The organism is Chryseobacterium sp. CT-SW4, from assembly GCF_048572715.1.
Taxonomy (GTDB): domain Bacteria; phylum Bacteroidota; class Bacteroidia; order Flavobacteriales; family Weeksellaceae; genus Chryseobacterium.
The window spans coordinates 1,171,100-1,193,448 of sequence record NZ_CP183840.1 but is presented as its reverse complement, the minus strand read 5'-3'; the positions used below and the strand labels follow the sequence as shown (position 1 = coordinate 1,193,448).

Annotated in this window: 17 protein-coding genes; 9 read left to right on the top strand and 8 right to left on the bottom strand. The window is 38.3% G+C overall.

Annotation, left to right across the window (positions count from 1 at the left end):
- Positions 1–24 precede the first annotated feature (24 nt).
- The 4 genes from ABJ974_RS05305 to ABJ974_RS05290 all read right to left on the bottom strand — a co-directional run bounded on the left by ABJ974_RS05305 (position 25) and on the right by ABJ974_RS05290 (position 4,755).
- A complete protein-coding gene (locus ABJ974_RS05305; protein WP_419870345.1) occupies positions 25–1,602 on the bottom strand; it encodes a DHA2 family efflux MFS transporter permease subunit in 1,578 nt (525 codons plus the stop codon).
- A 99-nt stretch (positions 1,603–1,701) separates the two neighbouring features.
- Positions 1,702–2,805 (bottom strand): HlyD family secretion protein, encoded by a 1,104-nt coding sequence (locus ABJ974_RS05300; protein ID WP_419870344.1) that lies wholly within the window; start codon positions 2,803–2,805, stop codon positions 1,702–1,704.
- Between the two features lie 17 nt (positions 2,806–2,822).
- Positions 2,823–4,145: a TolC family protein gene (locus ABJ974_RS05295; protein ID WP_419870343.1), complete on the bottom strand. Its 1,323-nt coding sequence runs from the start codon at positions 4,143–4,145 to the stop codon at positions 2,823–2,825.
- Positions 4,129–4,755 carry a TetR/AcrR family transcriptional regulator gene (locus ABJ974_RS05290; RefSeq protein WP_419870342.1) on the bottom strand — a complete coding sequence of 209 codons (627 nt, stop codon included), beginning with the start codon at positions 4,753–4,755 and terminating at the stop codon, positions 4,129–4,131. The genes ABJ974_RS05295 and ABJ974_RS05290 overlap by 17 nt, the downstream gene beginning before the upstream one ends.
- A gap of 334 nt (positions 4,756–5,089) precedes the next feature.
- Between ABJ974_RS05290 and ABJ974_RS05285 the strand changes: the two genes are divergently transcribed.
- Both ABJ974_RS05285 and ABJ974_RS05280 read left to right on the top strand, forming a co-directional pair.
- Complete coding sequence (locus ABJ974_RS05285; RefSeq protein WP_419870341.1) at positions 5,090–6,613, top strand: catalase; 1,524 nt, start codon at positions 5,090–5,092, stop codon at positions 6,611–6,613.
- Between the two features lie 5 nt (positions 6,614–6,618).
- Positions 6,619–7,125 carry an ankyrin repeat domain-containing protein gene (locus ABJ974_RS05280; protein ID WP_419870340.1) on the top strand — a complete coding sequence of 169 codons (507 nt, stop codon included), beginning with the start codon at positions 6,619–6,621 and terminating at the stop codon, positions 7,123–7,125.
- Between the two features lie 44 nt (positions 7,126–7,169).
- Here ABJ974_RS05280 and ABJ974_RS05275 read toward each other — a convergent pair whose 3' ends face one another.
- Entirely contained in the window at positions 7,170–8,285 is a 1,116-nt protein-coding gene (locus tag ABJ974_RS05275) for a DNA polymerase III subunit (RefSeq protein WP_419870339.1), read from the bottom strand.
- Positions 8,286–8,501: 216 nt separating this feature from the next.
- Between ABJ974_RS05275 and mdlD the strand changes: the two genes are divergently transcribed.
- The 4 genes from mdlD (at position 8,502) to ABJ974_RS05255 (ending at position 12,953) form a co-directional block, all read left to right on the top strand.
- Positions 8,502–9,821, top strand: a complete 1,320-nt coding sequence (gene mdlD, locus ABJ974_RS05270; RefSeq protein ID WP_419870338.1) for an NAD(P)-dependent benzaldehyde dehydrogenase MdlD — start codon at positions 8,502–8,504, stop codon at positions 9,819–9,821.
- A gap of 200 nt (positions 9,822–10,021) precedes the next feature.
- A complete protein-coding gene (locus tag ABJ974_RS05265) occupies positions 10,022–11,308 on the top strand; it encodes a hypothetical protein (protein ID WP_419870337.1) in 1,287 nt (428 codons plus the stop codon).
- A gap of 1 nt (position 11,309) precedes the next feature.
- Positions 11,310–11,897: an LPS export ABC transporter periplasmic protein LptC gene (gene lptC, locus ABJ974_RS05260; protein WP_419870336.1), complete on the top strand. Its 588-nt coding sequence runs from the start codon at positions 11,310–11,312 to the stop codon at positions 11,895–11,897.
- Positions 11,898–11,906: 9 nt separating this feature from the next.
- Complete coding sequence (locus ABJ974_RS05255) at positions 11,907–12,953, top strand: anhydro-N-acetylmuramic acid kinase (protein ID WP_419870335.1); 1,047 nt, start codon at positions 11,907–11,909, stop codon at positions 12,951–12,953.
- Positions 12,954–13,093: 140 nt separating this feature from the next.
- On the opposite strand, the gene ABJ974_RS05250 is transcribed toward ABJ974_RS05255, so the two are convergent.
- The gene (locus ABJ974_RS05250; RefSeq protein ID WP_419870334.1) at positions 13,094–13,483 is read right to left on the bottom strand and encodes an SRPBCC family protein; all 390 of its coding nucleotides are present in this window, start codon (positions 13,481–13,483) and stop codon (positions 13,094–13,096) included.
- A gap of 39 nt (positions 13,484–13,522) precedes the next feature.
- On the opposite strand from ABJ974_RS05250, the gene ABJ974_RS05245 reads away from it, so the two are divergent.
- Positions 13,523–14,131 carry an NUDIX hydrolase gene (locus ABJ974_RS05245; RefSeq protein WP_419870333.1) on the top strand — a complete coding sequence of 203 codons (609 nt, stop codon included), beginning with the start codon at positions 13,523–13,525 and terminating at the stop codon, positions 14,129–14,131.
- On the opposite strand, the gene ABJ974_RS05240 is transcribed toward ABJ974_RS05245, so the two are convergent.
- Together ABJ974_RS05240 and gldJ are read right to left on the bottom strand one after the other, a co-directional pair.
- The gene (locus ABJ974_RS05240) at positions 14,124–15,395 is read right to left on the bottom strand and encodes a UDP-N-acetylmuramoyl-tripeptide--D-alanyl-D-alanine ligase (RefSeq protein ID WP_419870332.1); all 1,272 of its coding nucleotides are present in this window, start codon (positions 15,393–15,395) and stop codon (positions 14,124–14,126) included. The two genes, ABJ974_RS05245 and ABJ974_RS05240, sit on opposite strands and share 8 nt — an antisense overlap.
- A 63-nt stretch (positions 15,396–15,458) precedes the next feature.
- Positions 15,459–17,060, bottom strand: a complete 1,602-nt coding sequence (gene gldJ, locus ABJ974_RS05235; RefSeq protein WP_419870331.1) for a gliding motility lipoprotein GldJ — start codon at positions 17,058–17,060, stop codon at positions 15,459–15,461.
- Between the two features lie 165 nt (positions 17,061–17,225).
- Between gldJ and porU the strand changes: the two genes are divergently transcribed.
- Together porU and porV are read left to right on the top strand one after the other, a co-directional pair.
- Positions 17,226–21,110 carry a type IX secretion system sortase PorU gene (gene porU, locus ABJ974_RS05230; protein ID WP_419870330.1) on the top strand — a complete coding sequence of 1,295 codons (3,885 nt, stop codon included), beginning with the start codon at positions 17,226–17,228 and terminating at the stop codon, positions 21,108–21,110.
- Between the two features lie 60 nt (positions 21,111–21,170).
- On the top strand, positions 21,171–22,334 hold the full coding sequence (gene porV, locus ABJ974_RS05225; RefSeq protein WP_419870329.1) for a type IX secretion system outer membrane channel protein PorV: 1,164 nt from the start codon (positions 21,171–21,173) through the stop codon (positions 22,332–22,334).
- Positions 22,335–22,349: the final 15 nt, after the last annotated feature.

The following is a 22,349-nucleotide window of genomic DNA, read 5'->3' as shown; positions in this document are numbered from 1 at the left end:
TCCACAAGCGGGAGGCCTTTTTGTCTAGTGCATAGCATCACTTAAATCAATTTTTTCTTTACTTTTTCTCTCTTTAATAAAAAGGATAAAAGGTATACATACCAGGAATGCAACTCCCAAATAAAGGAAAACATCCATGTAGGACAATACCGTTGCCTGTTTTGTCACTGAGAAATCCAGCATCTTATAAGCAGAGTCCAGTGCGACATCCGGAGACATTCCTTTGGCCATAAAGCTGGCTTTCAAAGCACTCACCCTCTGCTGGACATCAAAATCATTCACATCCAGATGGGATAAAAGGTTCACCCGGTGCTTCTGGCTTTCATTGGCGATAAAGGTGGTAATAGCTGCGATCCCAAAGGATCCTCCCAACTGTCTCATCATTCCGGTAAAGGCAGCCCCTTGCCCGATTTCAGGACCTTTAAGGGTACTTAACGAAAGTGAAGTAATAGGAATAAACAGCAGTCCCAATCCCGCACCCCTCACGATAAGCATCCAGAAAAAGGCTTCCTTACTGGTATCCGGCGTCAGTATTTTATATCCCCATAAACTGTAAATGAAGAAAATAAATAATCCCAGTGACACTAAAATCTGCTGCTTGGCTCCTCTGGTTAACAGCCTTCCGATAATCGGCATCATAAAGGCCGTTGTAAGAGCGGCAGGGATCATTAATGCCCCCGACTGAAGCGCCGTCCATCCTAATATACTCTGCGTATACAGAGGAATAATAAAGGTAGAGCCATATAATCCGAATCCTAATACGAAGGACATCACCGTTCCGATCCTTAGGTTTCCGTTTTTAAGAACCCTCAGCTCCACAATAGGATATCTGAAGGTAAGCTCCCTCCAAAGGAAGAGGATAAATCCTAATACGGCAGCCACAGTAAAGGTTACGATCATTCCACTTTCAAACCAGTCTTCTTCATGACCTCTTTCCAGAATAAACTGTAAAGATCCCACCGTTATTGACAATAGAATAATTCCTAACCAATCCACATCAGAAGCTTTACGTTTTTCAGAATATTTCGGACTTCTTACAAACTGTAAAGTCATGAGCGTAGCGGCAATACCAATCGGAATATTGATATAAAAAATATAAGGCCAGCTATAATTGTCTACGATATATCCTCCCAGCGGCGGACCTAAAGTAGGACCGATAATTACTCCCAATCCATATATGGCCTGGGCCATACTTCTTTTTTCTATCGGATAGGATTCCGTAATAATCGTCTGTGAGGTTACAAGCAAAGCTCCCCCTCCGATTCCCTGGCATAATCTGAAAAGTACCAGTTCCCAGATATTGGTAGCATTTCCACATAAAAATGAAAATACCGTAAATATGACAACAGAGGCCGCAAAATAATTTCTACGTCCAAACTGTTGTGATAACCAGCTCGTCATAGGAACAATAATAACGTTCCCAATCGCATAGGCTGTAATTACCCATCCCACTTCGGAGAGTGTAGCTCCCAGGTTCCCCTTCATTTCATTGAGGGCAACGTTCACAATGGTAGAGTCTACAATCTCCAGCAAAGCACAAAGAATAGCCGTAATGGTAATGATTACTCTTCGGGCTCCATATTCTACTAATGATTCTTGCATAATTTATAATACCATGTATTTAAAATGTAAAGGATAATGTATTCATGACTTAATCGGCAGCTAAGCCCTCATCAATACATTTCAAATCAATACATCATATTATTGTAAAGAAACTTCTGCTTTCACATTCATTCCTGTTCTTAATCTTTTGGCAATGTCTTTATCCAGATTGACGAAGTCTATTTTTACAGGAAGCCTCTGCACTACTTTTACGAAGTTACCGCTGGCATTATCCGGAGGCAGGATGGAAAAGGTAGAACCTGTCGCAGGAGAAAATGAGCTTACCACTCCATCAAATTCTTTTCCGGGGAAAGCATCAATTTTAATTTTTACTTTCTGGCCTTCCACCATTTTATCTACTTGGGTTTCTTTAAAGTTGGCCACTACCCATTTCTGATCATTTTTCACTAAGCTGAAAAGCTGGGAACCCGCCTGTAAAAACTGTCCTGCCTGTGTAGGCACTTTACCTACATAGCCATCTTCGGGAGCCAGGATAATCGTATAGGAAAGGTTTAATTTTGCATTCTCCACATCTACTTCTCTCTGTTTTACTACCGAATGTGCCACACTGATCTGCTGCGAACTTGCTGCTGTTTGTGATGAAGCTACATTCACCTGCTGTGCCACCTGGTTTCTTTGGTCAACCAAAACCTGCAATTGTTTATCTGCAGATTGCTTAGCGGCCAAAGCCTGCTCATACTGCTGTTCCGTAATGGAATGGTCTTTCACAAGGTTGGCATATCTTTTTAAATCCTGGCTTGTTTTCCAAACATTTACTTTTGCTGCTTCTATCTGTGCATTGGCTATGGCTACTGCTGCCTGAGAAGTATTAATGCTTTTAGAGGTCGCCGTAGTACTGGCTTCTGCTATAGAAATATTGCTTTTGGCTGTTGATAATGCGGCTAAAGCCTGCTCCAGAGCCATTTTCTGATCTCTGTTATCTAAAATAACCAATGTATCTCCTTTTTTAACAAACTGATTATCCTTCACCTTTACTTCTCCTACATAGCCGGAAACTTTTGAAATAACCGGGCTCATATTGGAGGCGATCTGTGCATCATCCGTTTCTTCATGGGTTTGTCCGTATCTGTATTCACTATATCCGTAAATTCCACCTCCTATAAGCACTACCGCCAATATGATCGGAAATACCAGACTTTTTTTCTTTTTTGGTTCAACTGATTGTGTATTATTATTTTCCATTTTAGGTAATCGTTCGTTTATTTAATTGTTAAAGTTCCTGTGGTTTGCAATAATTTTCTGTACGCTAAAGCGGCATCTGCCCTGGCATTGATCACTCCGACATTGGCTGAAATCTGAGCTGCATCCGCATCCAGAAGTTCAGTCATCGTTGCTAAACCGTTATCAAATTTATTTTTGGTAATTCTAAAGTTTTCATTAGCCTGTACAGCTGATTTCTCATAGACGGCAATTCTCTGCCTGGAATAGTCTGCATTAAGATATTCCCTGTTTACTTCAAGCTTAATATTATCATTTAAAAGTTCATTATTGGCTTCCAGCTGCTTTTCCCGAGCCTGAGACTGCATATATGATGAATTTTTCTTCCAGAGGTTAGCCAGATTATACTGTACGCCCACTCCGATATTAACCGCATTATAAAGGGTTAAAAACTTAGGAGCATCTGCTGCAACATAACCACCGGTTAAAGCAATGGATGGCAGATATTCCGCTTTAGCAGCCTTACTTCCCAGCTGTGCAGCTTTTCTTTGCTGTTCAAGAGCTTTCAAATCCTTACGGTTTTCCATCGCCTGGAGAACATAATAGTCCGCGGGCTTGGTATCTTCCGTTTCATCAATGTAATTGGGATCTATTTCCAGCTCTGTATTTTCTGGTAATCCCAGTAGCAGATCCATATTGATATTGGCTACGTTGTAATTATTTTTAGCTTCAAGGAGCTGCAGTTCAATATTGGAGGTCTGCAGATTAGCTTTTAAACGGTCATTTCTGGCTATTAACCCGTTATTTTCCATTTTCAGGAAAGTTTCATCCCTTTTTTCAGAAGCAGAAAGGTTTTCTTCTAATACTTTAATGGACTGGCTTGCTTTAAATAAATTGTTGTAAGCCTCGGAAATATTATAGGCAATAGCGATCTTATCACTTTCCCTGCTCAGCTTGGAAGCCTCCACCAGATATTTTGCGGATTCAATTCCATATTTTATTCTTCCCCCGGCGTATAAAGGCATAGAAAGGCTCGCCTGTCCCAGCAATACTGATTTTGGCGCGGCTACCGCACCTGATTCTGATCCCCCGGAGGATTCTAAAAATTTAAGATCCACTTTCGCATTCGTCATCCTCAAATAACTGGCCGATAGTTTAAAATCCGGAAGCTGTCTGTTTTTCGCTTCCAAAAGGTCTGCAGTGGCCTCTTCTATTTTTGCAGCATCAATTTTAAGATTTTTGCTATTCTGAATTCCCAACTGTACAGCTTCATCCAGGCTGAGTTGTTTCTTCTCCTGAGCATTAATGCTTACAACTCCCAATAGAAAAGAGATTGCAATAACTGATTTATTTATTTTCTTCATAACCCAAAAGGTCTTTTAGTATGTATTTTATATGTTCTTTAAGTTCATTAAAAAATTTTTCGTCAAAAGTGGCATCGTCATTCTCATCATGTAAGAATTCCTTATACATGGATTTGGCATTCGATGCATAAAAGAGCGTACCGCTTACGGTAGAATGAAGAAGATAGATAGGAGGATTTTTGGTAAAAATTCCTTTTTGGATCCCGCTTTCCAATATTTTGGAATACATGGAGATAAATCCCATTTTAGTTTGCTTCAGGTATCTTACGATCTGTGGATTTTCGGTATGCAGCTGCTCTCTCTGCATGATCCTGTAAAATCTTTTATGATTTCTGACCCTGCTTGCAAACTGATCCACAATTTTATTTATCTTTTCCCATTCATTGATATCGGTTCTTTCCAAAATATCTTTGGAAAAAAATTGCCCTTCACTCATCCTGTATTCTACCAATCTCTCATATAACTTCTCTTTGGAACCGAAATAGTAAGAAATCATAGAGATATTTACATTTGCAGCCTTGGAAATTTCCCGTGTGGAAGTTCCCTGAAAGCCCTTTTCAGCAAAAAGCTTTTCGGCAGCAAAAAGTATATTTTCTTCTTTTGAAATCATATCTTCTCAATTTTTCAGGGCGCAAATTTAAATAAGTTTTGATATAAATCAAACGATTGATTGATATATTTTTCATCATGATATCTATCACATTCTTAAGTATCTGATTTTCAAACTTAAAAAATACAATTTCCTTTTAAATTCAAACATTTTAAAATAATTTAAACAACATTCCCATTTGCTCCTCATTTTTTTCAAATAATTATAAAAAAAATCAATTAACAAAATAAACTTCAATAGATCGTATAAATTATCAGAATTGATTTTATTTCCTCGGATGCACTCCTCCATGAGCCTATCTTTGCCCTGAAATAATACATTTAAAAAATAATTTATGAGAAAAAGTAGTATCTTATTAGGTCTTCTATCAGCAGTGGTAATGAATGCTCAGCAGCTAACCACTAATACCGGAACACCGGTGGGAGACAATCAAAATTCTAAAACCGTAGGAAATAATGGTCCGGTTTTGCTGGAAGACGTTCATTTGATTGAAAAGCTGGCTGCTTTTGACAGAGAAAGAATCCCTGAAAGAGTAGTTCACGCCAGAGGTGCAGGAGCATTTGGAGAGTTTGTTGCAGATGCAGATTTTTCTGATGTAACGATGGCTGACTTTTTATCTAAAGCAGGAAAAAAAACACCTCTTGTAGTAAGATTTTCAACCGTAGTACACCAGCAGGGTTCTCCTGAAACCTACAGGGATCCAAGAGGTTTTGCAGTAAAATTTTATACGGAGCAGGGAAATTATGACTTGGTAGGAAATAATTTACCGGTATTCTTTATCAGAGATGCTATCAAATTCCCGGATATGGTTCATGCGTTTAAACCTTCGCCTGTAACTAACGGTGCTTCTGATCCTAACAGATTCTTCGATTTCTTTTCTAATCTTCCGGAATCCACTCATATGCTGACCTGGTTATTCTCTGATTATGGTATTCCTGCCAATTACAGGGAAATGCAGGGAAATGGAGTTCATGCCTACAAATGGGTCAATGACAAAGGTGAAGTTACCTACGTAAAATACAAATGGGTTCCTCAACAGGGTGAAAGAAACCTTACTCAGGAGGAAGCGGATAAAATACAGGCTACCCAGATTGAGCATGCTACTTTAGATCTTTATAATGCGATCAAAAACAATAATTTCCCGAAATGGGATCTGTATGTTCAGATGCTGAAAAAAGAAGATTTCGATAAATTGGATTTCAATCCGGTGGACGTTACTAAAATCTGGCCTGAATCTATTGCAAAACCTGTAAAAGTAGGCACCATGACACTTAATAAAAATGTAGACAACTACTTCCAGGAAGTTGAACAGGCTGCATTTGCTCCTAGTACATTGGTTCCGGGAATTGAACCGTCTGAGGATAAATTATTACAAGGTAGATTATTCTCTTATGCAGATACGCAACGTCACAGAATCGGAGGAAACTTCCAACAGTTACCTGTAAATGCTTCAAAAAATACGGTAACTACCTACAACCAGAATGGATATATGTCCATGAGACCTCAAAAAGGAGATGTAAACTATCAGCCTGCTACGAGCAAGCCTGAGGTTGTAGATAACAAAAAGTTCAAGTATTCCCAAACTGTTTTACCGGCTGGAACTACTATTACACAGGCTACTATTGATAAGGAAAACAACTTTAAACAAGCGGGTGAATTATACCGTTCCTTCTCTAAGAAAGACCAGGATAATCTGATTAAAAACCTGGGAGGACAATTAAATTCTGTAAGAGATAAAAAAGTAGTGGCTAAAATGATCTCTTTCTTCTACCAGGCAGATGCTGAATACGGAAAACGTTTAGCAAGCTTTGTAAAAATGGATCGTGCCCAACTTGAATCTTTATTATCTTCTAAATAATTATCATGAAATATATTATCTCTTCATTTTTATTGCTGTTGGCATTTAATACTGCCAGTGCACAGGATGTATTTTCTTATGCGAAATCCAATAATGTAGCTGAGCTTTCCAAATTCAAAGCGGAGATCAATAATAAGAATGATCAGGGCTATACTCCTTTAATTTTAGCGGTATATAATAACAGCTATGATACTGCCAAATGGCTGCTGGAAAACGGAGCACAACCTGACGCCCAGGATAACAGTGGAAATACGGCATTAATGGGAGCAACTTTCAAAGGTTACTATAATATGGCAGAACTCTTACTCTCTCATAAGGCGGGAGTAAATGTCAAAAATTATAATGATGCTACTGCCCTTATCTATGCTTCGGTTTTCGGAAAACCGGCAATCCTGAAGCTATTACTGGAAAACGGTGCTGATAAAAGCCTGAAAGATAACAGGGGAAATACCGCCTTACAACATGCTATCATGCAGAATAATGAAGAGGCAATACGATTATTAGAAAAATAAAACTATTATATTACTCTTTACGCTGGGACCTGCTTTAGCAGGTCTCAGTTTTTATGAATATACCGGGAAAGCTTGATTCCCAGATCGGTCCAGATGATTTTCGGATTTCCGTTTCTTGTTAAATGCAAATCCGCAGCATTGATCTCTTCCAGAATACTGATGATATTCGCACCACTTATAAATCTGGAGAAACTCTCCCAGTTAAAGCCATTGGCATCGATCTTTTTATAAACCAGATCTTCGGACTGATAATTCTGCAGAAGGGCCAATCTGAATATCTCGGAACAATAGTCCAGGAAATTTTTCTGTCTTTCCCTGTTCCACCCCGCAATTTCTCTTGCCCACAAAATAATATTTTTAAGAAACTCAGGCTTTTTCTTTACCTGAAAAGCATCCCTTACCCACTGGATAAATAACTTTTCAAAATCCTGATGGCTATTCCCTGATTTCAGGAGTTTAACGGCTTCATTAAGATTTCCCTGAGCCTGGTGAACAATTTCACGGGATTTTTCTTCTGAAGTATTGAACTGCTTCTGAAGATATGCCTGAAGATCTTCATCCGAAATTCTGGGAACTTCCACGATTTGTGCCCTTGAAAGAATAGTGGGAAGGATATCGTTTGTACTTTCTGCCGTAAGTAAAATAATTGTTTTTGCAGGAGGTTCTTCCAAAAATTTCAGGAATTTATTGGAAGCCGAAATATTCATCTTATCCGCTCTCCATACGATTAAGATTTTTGTTCCTCCTTCATAGCTTTTAAGAGAAAACTTCTGATTCTGATCATCAATCTCATCCGCGGAAATAAATAACTGCTTGTTCTCTGAATCCAAAAAAGCGGTCCAGTCATCATAACTCGCATAAGGAGATTCGAGGATCATCTCTCTGAATTCCTCAAATTTATTTTTACTCAGTGAATTTTTATTGTCGGTATACACCGGGAAGCTGAAATGTAAATCCAAATGGTTCAGATGCTCAACTTTAGCAGCAGCATGTTCATTTTCGCCATGAAGTATTTCTTTTGCATACGCTAAAGCAAGGGGTAATGTACCATATCCTTCTTTTCCTACGAAAAGCTGGGCATGGCTGACCCTGTTTTCAGCAATACTATCCTTAAGCAGTTTTTTCAGGTTCTCCTGTCCGGCAATATTCTCCCAATTCATGTTCCAAAGATAAAGAATCTTTATTTCAATTCATAAAATTGAGTCTGATTAAAATAGAGGAAAACTTTAAATTTTCATCCAACGCTTATATGTTGAATTATAGAAAGCATCCATAGTTTTATTAGTACAAAATTTAATTTTAAGAAATATATTTGTATTACAAAATCCCTAAAAGTAATCTTGCATTATAATTTTTAAACCAAAATAAATAAACTAATGGAAAAAAATTTAGAACAGAAAATAAGAAGTATATTCCAACAGCAGAAAGCTTTTTTCAAAACCCATCAGACCAAAGACATCGAATTCAGAAAAGCCCAGCTAAGGAAATTCAAGGAAGTATTTTTAAAGCATATGGATCCTCTTTGTGAAGCTTTGTTTACTGATCTGGGAAAAAGCAGAAAAGAAGCGGAATATGTGGAAATTGAAATTGTGATCAGCGAGCTGGATTATCTTCTGGACCATATTGATGAATGGGCAAAACCTCTGCCGGCAGAATCAAAACCCCATCCTACCGGAGCAGAAGTGATAAGCAAGGTAACCTATGAACCTTATGGAGTAAGCTATATCATCGGTCCGTTCAACTATCCGGTTCAGTTAACATTCAGCCCTCTTATCGGAGCTTTAATTGCCGGAAATACTGCCATTATAAAACCTTCAGAAAATACTCCACATGTTGCCCAGGTTCTCGAAGATATTATAAAGGAATCTTTTGATGAATCTTATGTAGCAGTCATTCAGGGAGCTATCGAAGAAAATACGCTTTTACTCAGCCTTCCTTTTGATTATATATTTTTTACAGGAAGCCCGAATGTCGGAAAAATCATTATGAAAGCTGCAGCAGAACAACTCATTCCTCTTACATTGGAGCTGGGAGGTAAGTCTCCGACTATCATCCATGAAGATGCGGATCTGGATAAGGCAGTAGCAAGAATATCTTACGGTAAATGGATCAATTGCGGTCAGACGTGTGTGGCCCCTGATTATATTTATATCCATGAATCTGTAAAGGATGCTTTTATTGAGAAATTCAAAGCCTATATAGATGCTACTTATGAAGGGTCTTCTTTAGGAAAAATCGGAAAAATTGTTAACCAGAATCAGATTAAGCATCTCGCAGGCTACCTGGAAGCTGCTCCTGAAAAAGTGGTTTACGGAGGACGTTATGATATGGAAACCCGTTTTTTTGAAGCAACTGTAATGGATCAAGTAACCTGGGATGACCAGGTCATGCAGCAGGAAATTTTCGGTCCTATTCTTCCCATTATGAGCTACAACGATATTAATGAAGCCCTGGAAGAGATAAATAAAAGACCGAAACCATTAGCCTTATATATCTTCACGGAAAGTCAGGAATTGGCAGAAGACGTACTAAATCGTACCACCAGCGGTGATGCGGAGATCAACAGTACGATCATTCACGTAGGTTCTCATTATCTTCCTTTTGGAGGTGTCGGAACATCAGGAATGGGTAAATACCATGGTAAATTCAGTTTTGAAAACTTTAGCCACTGCCGTTCTGTACTTCAGGTAAAATAATTATATTAAAATTCACCTTAGTATAAACAAAACTGTCCTGTTAAAAGGGGCAGTTTTGTTTTATATTACAGAATCGGTTCTTTATATAGAAAAATTTACAATTCCCTTTTCAATAAAGGCCCTTAACAAACTTTAACCACATATAATTTTTACAATTCATTAATATTTAAGATATTTGCGCATTGTTTTAAAAATTTAGAATGAAAAAAATCTTTGTACTATCATTCATATCAGTTGGTTATTTTCTAGATGCTCAGAGTTTAAGTAACTCACCATACGCAACATACGGAATTGGGGATGTAAAATATGATAATACGATTGAAACTACTTCCATGGGAGGTATTTCAACTGCTTATATAAGTGATTTCAACAGCAATTTCAACTTTGCCAACCCGGCTAATAATGCCAATTATGAGCTTACCAGCATCAAACTGGAAGCTACGAATGAAAATAACTATTTCAAAACTGATTACAATAATACTACGAAGTCTAACAAACATTCTACTTATTTATCCAATATCTCTTTAGCTTTTCCTATATCTTCAAAGGTGAAAATGGGACTTTCCTATCAGCCTTACAGTTCTAAAAGCTATGAGATCGTAAATTATGAGACCTTATCGGACGGAACTATTTATGCCGCCAACCGTTTTAAAGGAAGCGGTACTTTAAATACTGCCCAGGTTGCCCTCTCATACAAAGTAAGCCCCGAATTTTCAGTAGGAGCAAGAGCCAACCTTTATTTCGGAAATCTTTATGATATCAATGAGCTTACTTATACCGATGCTCAGCTGGTAAACGGATATGAAACCAAGAACAGCATAAAGAACTTTAACTTCACATTAGGGACAAGTTATCAAACCGTAAATACAAGAACAGACCGTAAGTTAACCATCGGAGCCACCGCTACTTTTGGTAATACCAATAATATGACTACGGAATATACAAACAGTACTTATACTTTTGCAGATGCTGATGGCACAAAAGCCAACCAGACCATCATCGAGCAAAAAAGCACCAATTCCAAAAACCTATTGCCTCTTCAGGCTTCATTAGGGGTTGGATACGGCAGCGAAAACCACTGGTTTGTATCTTTACAGGGAGATTATAAAAAGGGAGAAACCATTTCTTATTTCGGAAATACATTCGATTTCCAGGATTCATACAGAATTTCTGCGGGTGGATGGTACTTACCTAATTATAACAACTTCAGAAGCTACTTCTCCCGTGTAGTATACCGATATGGTGCATTCTATGAAAAAGGAAATTTACAGCTTTACGGAAATAACATCAATAAATTCGGTATTTCCGCCGGTGTCCTTTTACCGTTCAAAAACAGCAGCATCACAAGAATGAGCGGTCTGGAACTGGGAATAGAGCTGGGGAAAAGAGGAACGCTTAAAGATAACCTGATCAATCAGAATTTCATCAACTTCAGAGTCGGTTTCAATTTTGCTGATAAATGGTTTAGAAAATCTTTATATAACTAGAATGAAGGTATTCAACATATCATATAAAAATATAGCATATCTTTTTAGTTGTGCTATATTTTTTATATTGACATCCTGTGAAGAAGACCTTACCAAGCAAAACGGAAACCAGAGTAAAAACTTTCCTTCACAGATCATCAATAATGCTAAGATAGTCCAGCGGGATTCCGGATTTGTAAGCTTAAAGGCTTATGCTCCCATTATTGAAAAGTATGAATTAATAGATACACCCTATGTAGTGGCCCGCAAGGGAATCAATATTGAATTTTTCGATAAAAAGAAACCTAAAATCCCGGGAAAGATCACTGCAAAGTACGCAAGGATATTTGAATCCAAAAAATTCTACGAAGCTAAAGGTGATGTCAGAATTACGACTAATGAGGGGCAGCGTTTTGCCATGCAAAGTATTTTCTGGGATCAGAAAAAACAGAGAATATATACTAAAGATACTGTTTTTGTAACCATGGAAGATGGCTCCACACTGGTAGGTGCCAATGGTATGACTGCTAAAGACGACTTTTCCGAATATACTTTCTTTAATAATTCAGGAAATTTCAGCACCACCAAGCTATCCGAATCTAAAAAATAATATTTCATTATGGTATGGCACGCTATAGGACTGATGTCCGGAACAAGTTTAGATGGTCTGGATATCTGCTATGCCCGATTTGAAAATACCCATGAACAATGGAGTTTTAAAATACTCAACACAGCTACTGTTACCTATTCCGGAATATGGGAAGAAAAGCTTAAAAATTCAATATATCTTTCCGCAGAGGACCTTCTGGAGCTACACAGCGAGTATGGGTTTTATCTGGGTAATGCCACTCACAAATTTATATATCAGCATCAGATAAAAGATATTGATCTTATAGCTTCCCACGGTCATACCGTATTCCATCAGCCCGGGAGAAGATTCACCTTACAGATTGGAGACGGCAGGGCCTTACAAACTGTTGCAAAGCTTCCCGTCATTTATGATTTCAGATCTCAGGATGTTCTTATGGGAGGAAACGGCGCTCCTCTTGTCCCTATCGGAGATGAATTACTGTTTTCCCAATATGATGCCTGTCTCAATTTAGGCGGATTTTCCAATATTTCATTAAAGAAAAACCACCAAAGAATAGCTTTCGATATCGCTCCTGTAAATATTGTTCTCAATAAGCTTGCTCAAAGGCTTCATCATAATTTTGACCATAATGGTGACCTTGCAAGGACAGGGAAAACCGAACCTGAATTATTAACCCGCCTGAATGCCCTACCCTTCTATCAGGAGACCTATCCTAAATCACTGGGAATAGAATGGTGCAACCAACATCTGTTTCCTTTGCTGGAAAAGCCGGATGTGAGAGATCTGCTGGCTACACTTACTGAGCATATAAGTGATCAGATTTCCCAGGTGCTCAATGAACATAGAATAAAGTCGGTGTTATGTACGGGTGGAGGTGCGTATAATGCTTTTCTTATCGAAAAAATAAGTGCTAAAACCTCTACGGATATCATTATACCAGATCAGGAGATTATCGAGTATAAAGAAGCTTTAATTTTTGCTTTTATGGGCGTATTGAAATGGAATAACAGGATCAATGTACTGGCTTCCGCCACGGGAAGCTCTCATGATCACAGCTCCGGGCTTATAGTTTAGGGTTTTTAGATTCTTCACTTCGTTCTGAATGACATATGTTGATTGCTGAGGCTACGATTACTCCATCACATTGCAGAAAGCAAAAAATCCCGGCCGGCCGAGATTTAATTTTTATTTTAAATAGCATTCAAGATGCTTTTCTATTTATAAGCTTCGATTTTATCAGTAAGGGTATTGATGAAATTCTGTAACGGCTTTTCTACCATCATTTTAATAAACGGATTAAACTTTCCTTCAAAAAGCATTTGTACTTCCGTTTGATTTTCACTGATAGGAGCCAGCGTAGCGGTTAATGAAAAATCCAGACTTGAGCTTGCAGATTTTAACACTGCTTTCTGATCGGTTACTTCGTCTATTTTCAAGGCGATCTCAGGCATTCCCTGTAATCCGAATTTAAATCCATCCTCTCTGCTTTCAAACTTCTGAAGACCGTCCGGCATAAATTCTTTGTAATTTTCAGGTGATTTCAGCAATTCTGTCAATTCTTTAGATGATTTATTGACAATAATTTTTCGTCCTTCTAAATTCATTTTTTATTTTTGTATTTAATTCTTAACTCCTACAAATATATGTATAAAGTTTTTGTGAACGAAAAAAAATTATTACTCTCTAAGCAACCTGAAGACGTTGAAAAAAAGCTTAGGTATGAAAGTTCCACAACTTTAGAAATTGCACTGGACCTTTTAGAAAACACTTCAACCGAAGAACTGAATGTCTTTGGGGAAGATATAGATGCAATCTGGCAGGAGTTTCAGAAGCTTTTCAGGATTATAGAAGCAGCCGGAGGTATTGTAAGTAGAGATAACGGAGATATCCTTTTCATCAAAAGATTGGGGAAATGGGACCTGCCTAAAGGCAAAATGGAAAAAGGGGAATCCAGAGAAGAATCCGCTATCAGAGAGATAGAGGAAGAAACCAATCTTACGGATGTAAAACTGGTGGAGTTCATCAATACCACTTATCATATCTATGTGGAAAGAAACGGTGACAAGATCTTAAAATGCACCCACTGGTTTGCCATGACTTTCAATGGAGAAGACAGTTCCAGACCTCAAACAGAGGAAGGCATAACGGAAGTTGCATGGAAAAATACCTCACAGATAGAAAGCGAGGTGTTCAGCAATACTTTTAAAAATATTAAGTTAATCTTAAAAGATTTCTGGAAGAAGGCTAAATAAAATCAATGACTTTTTCCAGGGATATTCCTCTCGATCCTTTTAGCAGAACATTATCCGACTGTATTTTGTTTGATTTTAAATATTCAATCAGTTCATCTGTATTGTAAAATGCCGTCCCAGCAGGATTTATATTTTTAAAGTTTTTTCCTACCGTGATGATTCCTTCAAAATTCAGGCTGTGGGCCAGTGCCAGAATACTTGTATGCTCGGCCTCACTTTCTTCTCCCAGTTCCAGCATATCTCCTATGATAATGGTTTTGCTTCCTTCAAAGGTTACAAAGTTCTTTAAGGAGGCTGCCATCGAACTTGGATTGGCATTATAAGTGTCCAGCACTAAAGTAATGGCGTTCTTTTTTACCACCTGCGACCTCATATTGGTTGGTGTATAATGTTCAATAGCAGATTTAATCTTTTCCTGATCAATCCCGAAATGGAGTCCCAGACTTACAGCAGCGCACAGATTGGTAAAATTGTACTCTCCCGTAAGCTGTGACAATAGCTTGATATCCCCGTATTGTAATCCTACAAAATGTTCTTCGGAAAACAAATTAAATTGGAAATCCGAGGTTTCCTTTCCAAAAGTAATCGTAGGGGTATAACCTTTGGTTTTTTCTATCTGGATAGGATCATTTTCATTAACAAGAATGGTCTGGTGGTGGGATTTAAGGTAATCATAAAGTTCAGATTTACCTTTTATTACTCCTTCAAAACCTCCAAAGCCTTCCAGATGCGCCTTTCCGAAATTGGTAATATATCCTATATTCGGCCGGCAGATTTTACAGAGGAACTCTATTTCCTTCTGATGATTGGCTCCCATCTCAATAACTGCCATTTCATGTTCCGGTTTTATGGATAATATTGTGAGAGGGACACCGATATGATTATTCAGATTGCCTTGGGTATACTGTACATTGAATTGCTGTGAAAGAACCGCATGAATCAGTTCTTTGGTCGTCGTTTTACCATTACTTCCGGTAAGTCCTATAACGGGAATCTGGAGCTGGTTTCTGTGGTGAATGGCCAACGCCTGTAAAAATTCCAGTGTGGAAGAAACATAGAATATATTTCTGTCCTTATCCTCATATTCTTTTTGCTCTACGATAACTGCTAATGCTCCATCTTCTACTGCTTTTTGTGCCAGGGTTGCCGCATTAAAATTTCCCCCGGAAAATGCCATAAAAATATCATTGGAAGCTATTTTTCTGCTATCGATTGTAACCTTATCAGCTTGTAAAAATAAGGGATAAAATTCTTCTATATTCATAGTTCAAAAATAAAAAAACCTTCCGGAATTCCGGAAGGTTTTTTATAAGTATTTTGAGAAATATTATCTTCGAGTTCTGCTCTTATCGCTTGATCTGGCATCCTGTGCTACACGGAATCCAATCCATCCGTATGCTTTGTTCTGACTTTTATATCTTCTTTGTCCCGGATCCAACCAATATGCTGTGTCCTGCCAAGAACCTCCTTTTACTACTCTGATATCATTGGAAATAGCAGAAGTTCTTTCTTTGGTATCTTTCTGCATTATCACTCTACCATTAGCATCCACTATGAATCTGGATTTTGGTGAGTTGTACATATCAAAAGATGATGCGGAATCTGAAGCTCTGTAATACTCCAGTGAAGACTGTCTGTCACCATCTCTGTAATTTCTGTAATCTGCGATGGTTTCTCTTTCAAACTGTCCCGGTAAATTTCTGTATACCAATCTACCGTCTGCTAAAGTATCATATTTAATATTGGTTTCATCTACCATTTTGTAAGTCCCGTCTCCGTTTCTTACGATAGCCTGAGGCATATTTCCTCTATAGTAGTTGAAATCACTGTAATCTTCATCGATAATAGGTCTGTATACGTCAGCTGTCCATTCGGCAACGTTCCCATACATTCCGTAGATCCCCAGGTCATTGGATGGATATTGTCTTACATCTGAAGTTCTTGCAGAACCGTCATTTTTCCAACCTGCAATTCCTGAGTAATCCCCTCTACCCATTTTAAAGTTTTCAAGGAACATTCCTCTGTCTCTTCCTTTGGTACCTCTCAATTTTTCAATTTCAGGTTTTTTACCCTGGTAGCTGTTATACTCTCTGTTTTTTTCAAGACCTAAAGCTGCATATTCCCATTCCACTTCGGTAGGAAGTCTGAATTTCTGAACCATTGCTGCCGCAGGTGCTCTGTTCGCTGCAAGAAGTCTTTGGTTTGTAGTTTTCAAACCTGTTCTTTGCTGCATTCTTTGTTCGTTGATATATCCTTGGATTTCAGGATCGTTGGATTTGAATTTATCCATATTGAACGCGGTTCCTCCCTGGTTGTTAGATTCATTCATGTATAAATCCTTAGAGATGATACCGGCATTCATTAAAGCTTTTTCATTGGCTCTGTCTGTAAGCCACTCACAGTATCTGTTGGCTTGTGTCCAGGAAACTCCCACTACCGGGTAGTAATCGAATTCAGGAGAACGGAAATACGTCTCGTTGTAATCGTTTCTGGATAATTTGTTGTCCCATAATAAGGTATCAGGTAGTGCTCCTGTATAGATTTCCTTAAAACTAGGATCACTTGGAGGAAATACATACTTCAACCATGTAAGGTATTCGCGGTATTCATAGTTAGTAATTTCTGTTTCTCCGATAAAGAAAGAACTTACCTGCATTCTTCTAGGCGAGTTATTCCAATCGTGCATAACATCATCTTTCACTAATCCCATTGTAAAAGTTCCACCTTCTACATATACCATTCCCGGCCAACCTTTTTGCTTCTGTTGCTTTCCTGCAAAAAACCAACCCTGTTTTTCGTTTGGTTTCCAACCTGTCTTGCTGACAAATTTTTTAGTACCACCACCTTTGTTAGTACCTGACCCACCACAGCTGGTTAATGCAAGTGTAGAACTCAATGCTATTAATGAAAACAACTTTAGTTTTTTCATAGTCAATATAAATATTTTCAAAGTACAAAGAAAAAATAAATTATTCAATAAATCAAATAAAGATTTGATTTTTTTGAAAAACGACAACAAATTAATTTTATTGTATCGTAATTTAATTATAAAATTTTCGTTTATTTTGTAATTCAGAAATTTCAACAATTAATAATGAGACAAAAAACTACTCTTTTACTCTTAATATTCTCTGTATCAATACTCTGGGCTCAAAAAATAAACATCGAATGGGAAGGATCCAAAATTCAGGATTTCGGTGTCGCAAAAATAAATCTTCCCAGCTTCAAAAATGAAGGCTTTTCATATAGCCAAAATAACATTTTTATCTCAACTAAACAAAAAACAGGAGAAGGTCAGCTAAAAATTTCCAATCTGGTTTGGGAAACGGTTTCTTCTAAAGACCTTTTTGAAATCAATAAAGATGCCCTGCCTGATTATGATATTGCTGATGTTTCTTATTATTATGTGAATGGTGAAAGGTATGCAAGCACCAATATAGGCTTATTTAAAAATATAAAAGGAAGAATACAAAGATTGTCCTCCTATGAACTGTCTCAAAGTGCAGGCTCTGCCCTTTCCGGCATTGGGAATAAAGTAGGTACGGCTATTAATCCGCTTTCAAGTGGAAATTTCTATAAAATCAGAGTAGATAAGTCGGGAATTTTTAAAATTACATCTCAGTTCCTCCGTGACATTGGGATCAACCCTGCTTCCGTTAATCCAAAAAATTTCAGGATTTACGGAAATGGAGGAATCATGCTCCCTGAACACAACCAGGATACCCGTTACAGTGCATTACAGGAAAACGCCATACAGGTAGTAGGCGAAGATGACGGCACATGGAATGAAGAAGATTATGCTTTATTTTATGCTCAGGGGCCCAATGGTTATAATTTATATGATACCACCAACGGAAACGGATTCAAAAGAATTGACACCCGAAGTGACAGGTCCAACAACCTGAAAAATATTTATGAAGAGTATTCCTATTATTATATTAATGTAGATAAGGGCGCAGGGAAAAGAGTACAAACTATGGATGCCAATCTTCCTGCCAACTTAATTACACGCTATGATAATTACCAGGTCATCAATACGGATCAGAGAAATCTCGCAAGAGTAGGAAGAATATGGGTAGAAGATACTCCTTTCACCACCGAAAAAAACATCAGCTTTACAACCAGCTCACCTATCCAGGGCGGAGATGAAATCCGTTACAGGACTCAGGTAATCGGATATCAGGCACAGGGAAACAGTCTTTCTTTCCATATTAATAATCAGAATCCGGTAACCCAGGTTTCCTCATCCACAGATCAGGATTTCAGGATTTTCAGGTATTCCGGATCAGTAACCGGTTTAAGCGGCAACCAGATTACCATCAATTATAACCCTGATATTGCAACGAATCCCAACGGAAACTTCTACATGGACTATGTAGAAGTACAATATAAGGAAGACCTCAGGTTCAACGGTACTCAGATGAACTTCAGGGATTTTTCACTTCAAAGCGGTACGAATACCAATTATGGTTTCAGCATTTCCAATGTTTCGTCTATGGAGCAGGTATGGGATGTCACGGATATCACGAACGCCAACAGGAGAGTGAATAAAGCGGCGGGAAGTACCGTATTTAATTTCGGGTACCTCACTTCGGATCAGAACTTTAATAATGAATTTGTAGCATTCCGGGCTGATGCGGCTTATCTTCCGCAGTTCGTAGAAAGAATAGCCAACCAGAACCTTTCCGCATTACAGAACGTGGACTACCTTATTATTACAGTTCCTGAAATGATGATGCAGGCACAAAGGCTGGCTACTTACCATCAAAACAAAAACAATTATAATGTACAGATTGTAGATGCCAACAAGATTTACAATGAATACGGAAGCGGAAGTAAAGACCTTACAGCCATCAGGGATTTTGTTACCAAATTAAATACGCCTATGGGCTCTCTGAAGTATGTATTTATATTAGGAGATGCTTCTTACGATTATAAAAACAGGATTTCCAACAATTCAAATATAGTTTCCAGCTATCAGAGTGAAGAATCCGGAGATTATGTAGAGTCTTATGTTACGGATGATTATATTGTAATGACCAAACCTCAGACGGTTTCTTCCATCACCAGTAACCTTCCCGATCTGCCGGTGGGAAGAATCCCCGCAGCCAATGCTACGGAAGCCGGAAATATGATGGATAAAACATTAGCCTATTACAATGCGCTGTCCGGACAGTCTACCCCATTCGGAGAATGGAGAATGAAGCTGGATTTCGTAGTGGATGATGATAATGACGGAGGCACTCCTTTTCATGATGTTATGAACAATTCTTTGGTAACTGTATTTGAGCAGACCGGAAATAACAATTTAAAGGAATACAATGTCAAAAAATTATACTTAGATGCCTATCAGGCTCAAAGTACGGCGGGAGGACAAAGATATCCCCAGGTCAATCAAGCCATTTCGAATGACATCGGAAACAGCCTTTACCTCTTCTATTTCGGACATGGAGGAATCAATGGATGGGCACAGGAAAGGGTTCTTACAGTAGATGAAATCCAAAATTCCAACAACTTTTCCAATGTATACAGCAGATTCCCGTTCGTATCTACCATTACCTGTGAATTTACATTATGGGATGAACCAGCAACCTTCTCTGCCGGAGAACAGTTTATCAAATTAAAACAGGGTGGCACTTCTGCCATGATTACATCCAGCAGGGCAATCGGTGTGGGCTACGGTATAGATTTCACCAATTTATTTACGCAAAATATTTTTAAACTGGTTAACGATGACTTTGAAACATTGGGATATGCCCATTTGTATGCTAAACAGCAAAGAGGGAGTGATCCTAACCATTTAAAAGTAAACTTCCTCGGAGATCCGGCCATGAAGCTGAGCAGACCTCAACGGCTATTGGTTATCGACAATATAGAAACTCCGGTTCCGGGGTTGATCAGAGGACTGGATTTTGTAAAAGTAACGGGACATATTAATAATGCCAACGGCTCTGTCAATACAACTTTTAACGGAAGAGTCGTAATTAATATTTTTGATAAAAGACTTAATAAAACCACCTTAAATAATGATGGCGGCCTTACGCCGGTCCTTAACTATACGGAAGAAGGAAGTGCTATTGTTAAAGCGTCCGGAACTGCTGTAAACGGTGTATTCACAGTAGAATTTTATGTTCCTAAAGATATCAACTATACGGTAGGTGAAGGCCGGATTCTCGGCTATGCGGATAATAAGGTAAGTGATGTATTCAATAACCAGTCTGTACAGGTGGGAGACATCAACCCTAACGGAATCAACGATAGCGAACCCCCGAAAGTAAAGCTGTATATGAACAATACCAATTTTGCAGACGGTGGAATTACCGATCAGAATCCAATGCTTCTGGCGTGTGTTACCGATGATACCGGAATCAATTCCACGGGGTCCGGTGTAGGTCATGATATTACAGTGTATCTTGACGGTGAAATTATCAATACGGTAGTGCTGAATGATTTCTTTGCATCCGGAGAAGGAAACGGCTGTTTAAATCCGAGTTTAGCCGATTATCAAAAGGGAAATGTAACTTATCCTTTCAGAAATCTTGCCGTAGGTCAACATCAATTAACATTTAAAGTTTGGGACATAAACAATAATTCTACAACTGCTACGTTAAATTTTGAAGTTAAAGATGAATCTGACCAGCATTTAATAATCAACAGACCATTAAACTGGCCAAATCCTTTTACCAATAAAACTTATATCCATTTTGAGCATAATTGCGATGATATTTTAGATGTAAATGTTCAAATTTATACCATTACGGGAAAACTGGTGAAGACATTGTCCCAGGTAGTTGTTGCAGAACCTTTTTTACAGGGCTTCAGAACACCTCGCCAGGCAATTGAATGGGACGGAAAAGATGATTTTGGGGATACAGTAGCAAAAGGTACGTATATTTTTAAGATATTTGCAAAAAGCCAAAATCAAGAAAAATGTAAAGGAAGTGCTACAGCTGTTGAAAAAATGGTACTTTTGAAATAAAACAAACAATACATAACAACAATATCATTAAAAAACTGATAATATATTAAAAGACAACATATGAATTTAACTACTAAACTGCTTTTAGGTATAGGTTTAAGTGCTGGTTTTTTAGGCTATTCCCAAGACTTGAGTCAGGTGAAGCCTGTTTTAACCGGGGCACCTTTTTTAAGAATCTCGCCTGATGCAAGAGCCGGAGGTATGGGTGACCAAGGGGTAGTTACCTCACCGGACGCATTTTCCCAGTTCTGGAATGCGGCGAAATATCCTTTTAGCAGCACAAGTTCTTCCGTAGGGCTAAGCTACACGCCTTATATGAGTAAACTTACGAACGATGTATTTTTACTTTATGGTTCATTCCATAAATTTCTCGGGCAAGAAGAAAGATCTACCATCTCTGCGAGTATCTACTATTTTAATATGGGTGAAGTAGATTTAACTCAGCTTGTAGGAAGTGAGGTTACTTCAATGGGTACGTCTAAGCCTAATGAATTCTCCATAGATGTTGCTTACGGTCTGAAACTTTCCGATTCTTACTCAATGGCAGTAACGGGTAGGTTTATCCGTTCCGACTTAGCCGGAGGTTTCAACACCAATACTACCCTTAAAGCGGCGAACTCTTTTGCCGTAGACGTTTCAGGATACTATACCTCTCCGAGATTCTCCAGTTTCGGTGGATATGATGGTAAAATAAATGCAGGTTTCGCTATTCAGAACCTAGGTCCTAAGCTGGATTATACCGGAGATGAAGAATCAAGATCCTATCTTCCGACCATGGCAAGATTAGGGATCGGCTATGATATGTATCTGGATGATATGAACAGAATCGGTATCAGCGTGGAAGGTTCAAAGCTTTTAGTGCCCGGATCCGAGTTTACCGGAGAATATGATACCAACAGAAATCCTATCTATGCTGTTCCTAACGTAGGAGTAATGGAAGGAATCGGGAAATCATTCAAGAACACCAACAGTATTATGTACAGCGGTGCTTTAGAGTACTCCTATAACAATGCCTTTTCTGTAAGGACAGGTTATTTCCATGAAAGTGAAGAACAGGGAGCAAGACAATATGCCACAGCAGGTATCGGGCTGAAGTACCGTTCTTTCGGTCTGGATGTTTCTTATCTGATTAATACTTCTAAAATCAATAGCGCCTTAGATAACACTCTACGTTTCGGATTAACCTGGAATATAGGAGATGAAACTTCTAATGTGAGCTATTAAAAAAAATATAAAATA

Bases quoted from the DNA above. Each gene is read 5' to 3' on its own strand.
- ABJ974_RS05305 (WP_419870345.1), bottom strand. From the start codon at position 1,602: ATGCAAGAATCATTAGTAGAATATGGAGCCCGAAGAGTAATCATTACC.
- ABJ974_RS05300 (WP_419870344.1), bottom strand. From the start codon at position 2,805: ATGGAAAATAATAATACACAATCAGTTGAACCAAAAAAGAAAAAAAGT.
- ABJ974_RS05295 (WP_419870343.1), bottom strand. From the start codon at position 4,145: ATGAAGAAAATAAATAAATCAGTTATTGCAATCTCTTTTCTATTGGGA.
- ABJ974_RS05290 (WP_419870342.1), bottom strand. From the start codon at position 4,755: ATGATTTCAAAAGAAGAAAATATACTTTTTGCTGCCGAAAAGCTTTTT.
- ABJ974_RS05285 (WP_419870341.1), top strand. From the start codon at position 5,090: ATGAGAAAAAGTAGTATCTTATTAGGTCTTCTATCAGCAGTGGTAATG.
- ABJ974_RS05280 (WP_419870340.1), top strand. From the start codon at position 6,619: ATGAAATATATTATCTCTTCATTTTTATTGCTGTTGGCATTTAATACT.
- ABJ974_RS05275 (WP_419870339.1), bottom strand. From the start codon at position 8,285: ATGAATTGGGAGAATATTGCCGGACAGGAGAACCTGAAAAAACTGCTT.
- mdlD (WP_419870338.1), top strand. From the start codon at position 8,502: ATGGAAAAAAATTTAGAACAGAAAATAAGAAGTATATTCCAACAGCAG.
- ABJ974_RS05265 (WP_419870337.1), top strand. From the start codon at position 10,022: ATGAAAAAAATCTTTGTACTATCATTCATATCAGTTGGTTATTTTCTA.
- lptC (WP_419870336.1), top strand. From the start codon at position 11,310: ATGAAGGTATTCAACATATCATATAAAAATATAGCATATCTTTTTAGT.
- ABJ974_RS05255 (WP_419870335.1), top strand. From the start codon at position 11,907: ATGGTATGGCACGCTATAGGACTGATGTCCGGAACAAGTTTAGATGGT.
- ABJ974_RS05250 (WP_419870334.1), bottom strand. From the start codon at position 13,483: ATGAATTTAGAAGGACGAAAAATTATTGTCAATAAATCATCTAAAGAA.
- ABJ974_RS05245 (WP_419870333.1), top strand. From the start codon at position 13,523: ATGTATAAAGTTTTTGTGAACGAAAAAAAATTATTACTCTCTAAGCAA.
- ABJ974_RS05240 (WP_419870332.1), bottom strand. From the start codon at position 15,395: ATGAATATAGAAGAATTTTATCCCTTATTTTTACAAGCTGATAAGGTT.
- gldJ (WP_419870331.1), bottom strand. From the start codon at position 17,060: ATGAAAAAACTAAAGTTGTTTTCATTAATAGCATTGAGTTCTACACTT.
- porU (WP_419870330.1), top strand. From the start codon at position 17,226: ATGAGACAAAAAACTACTCTTTTACTCTTAATATTCTCTGTATCAATA.
- porV (WP_419870329.1), top strand. From the start codon at position 21,171: ATGAATTTAACTACTAAACTGCTTTTAGGTATAGGTTTAAGTGCTGGT.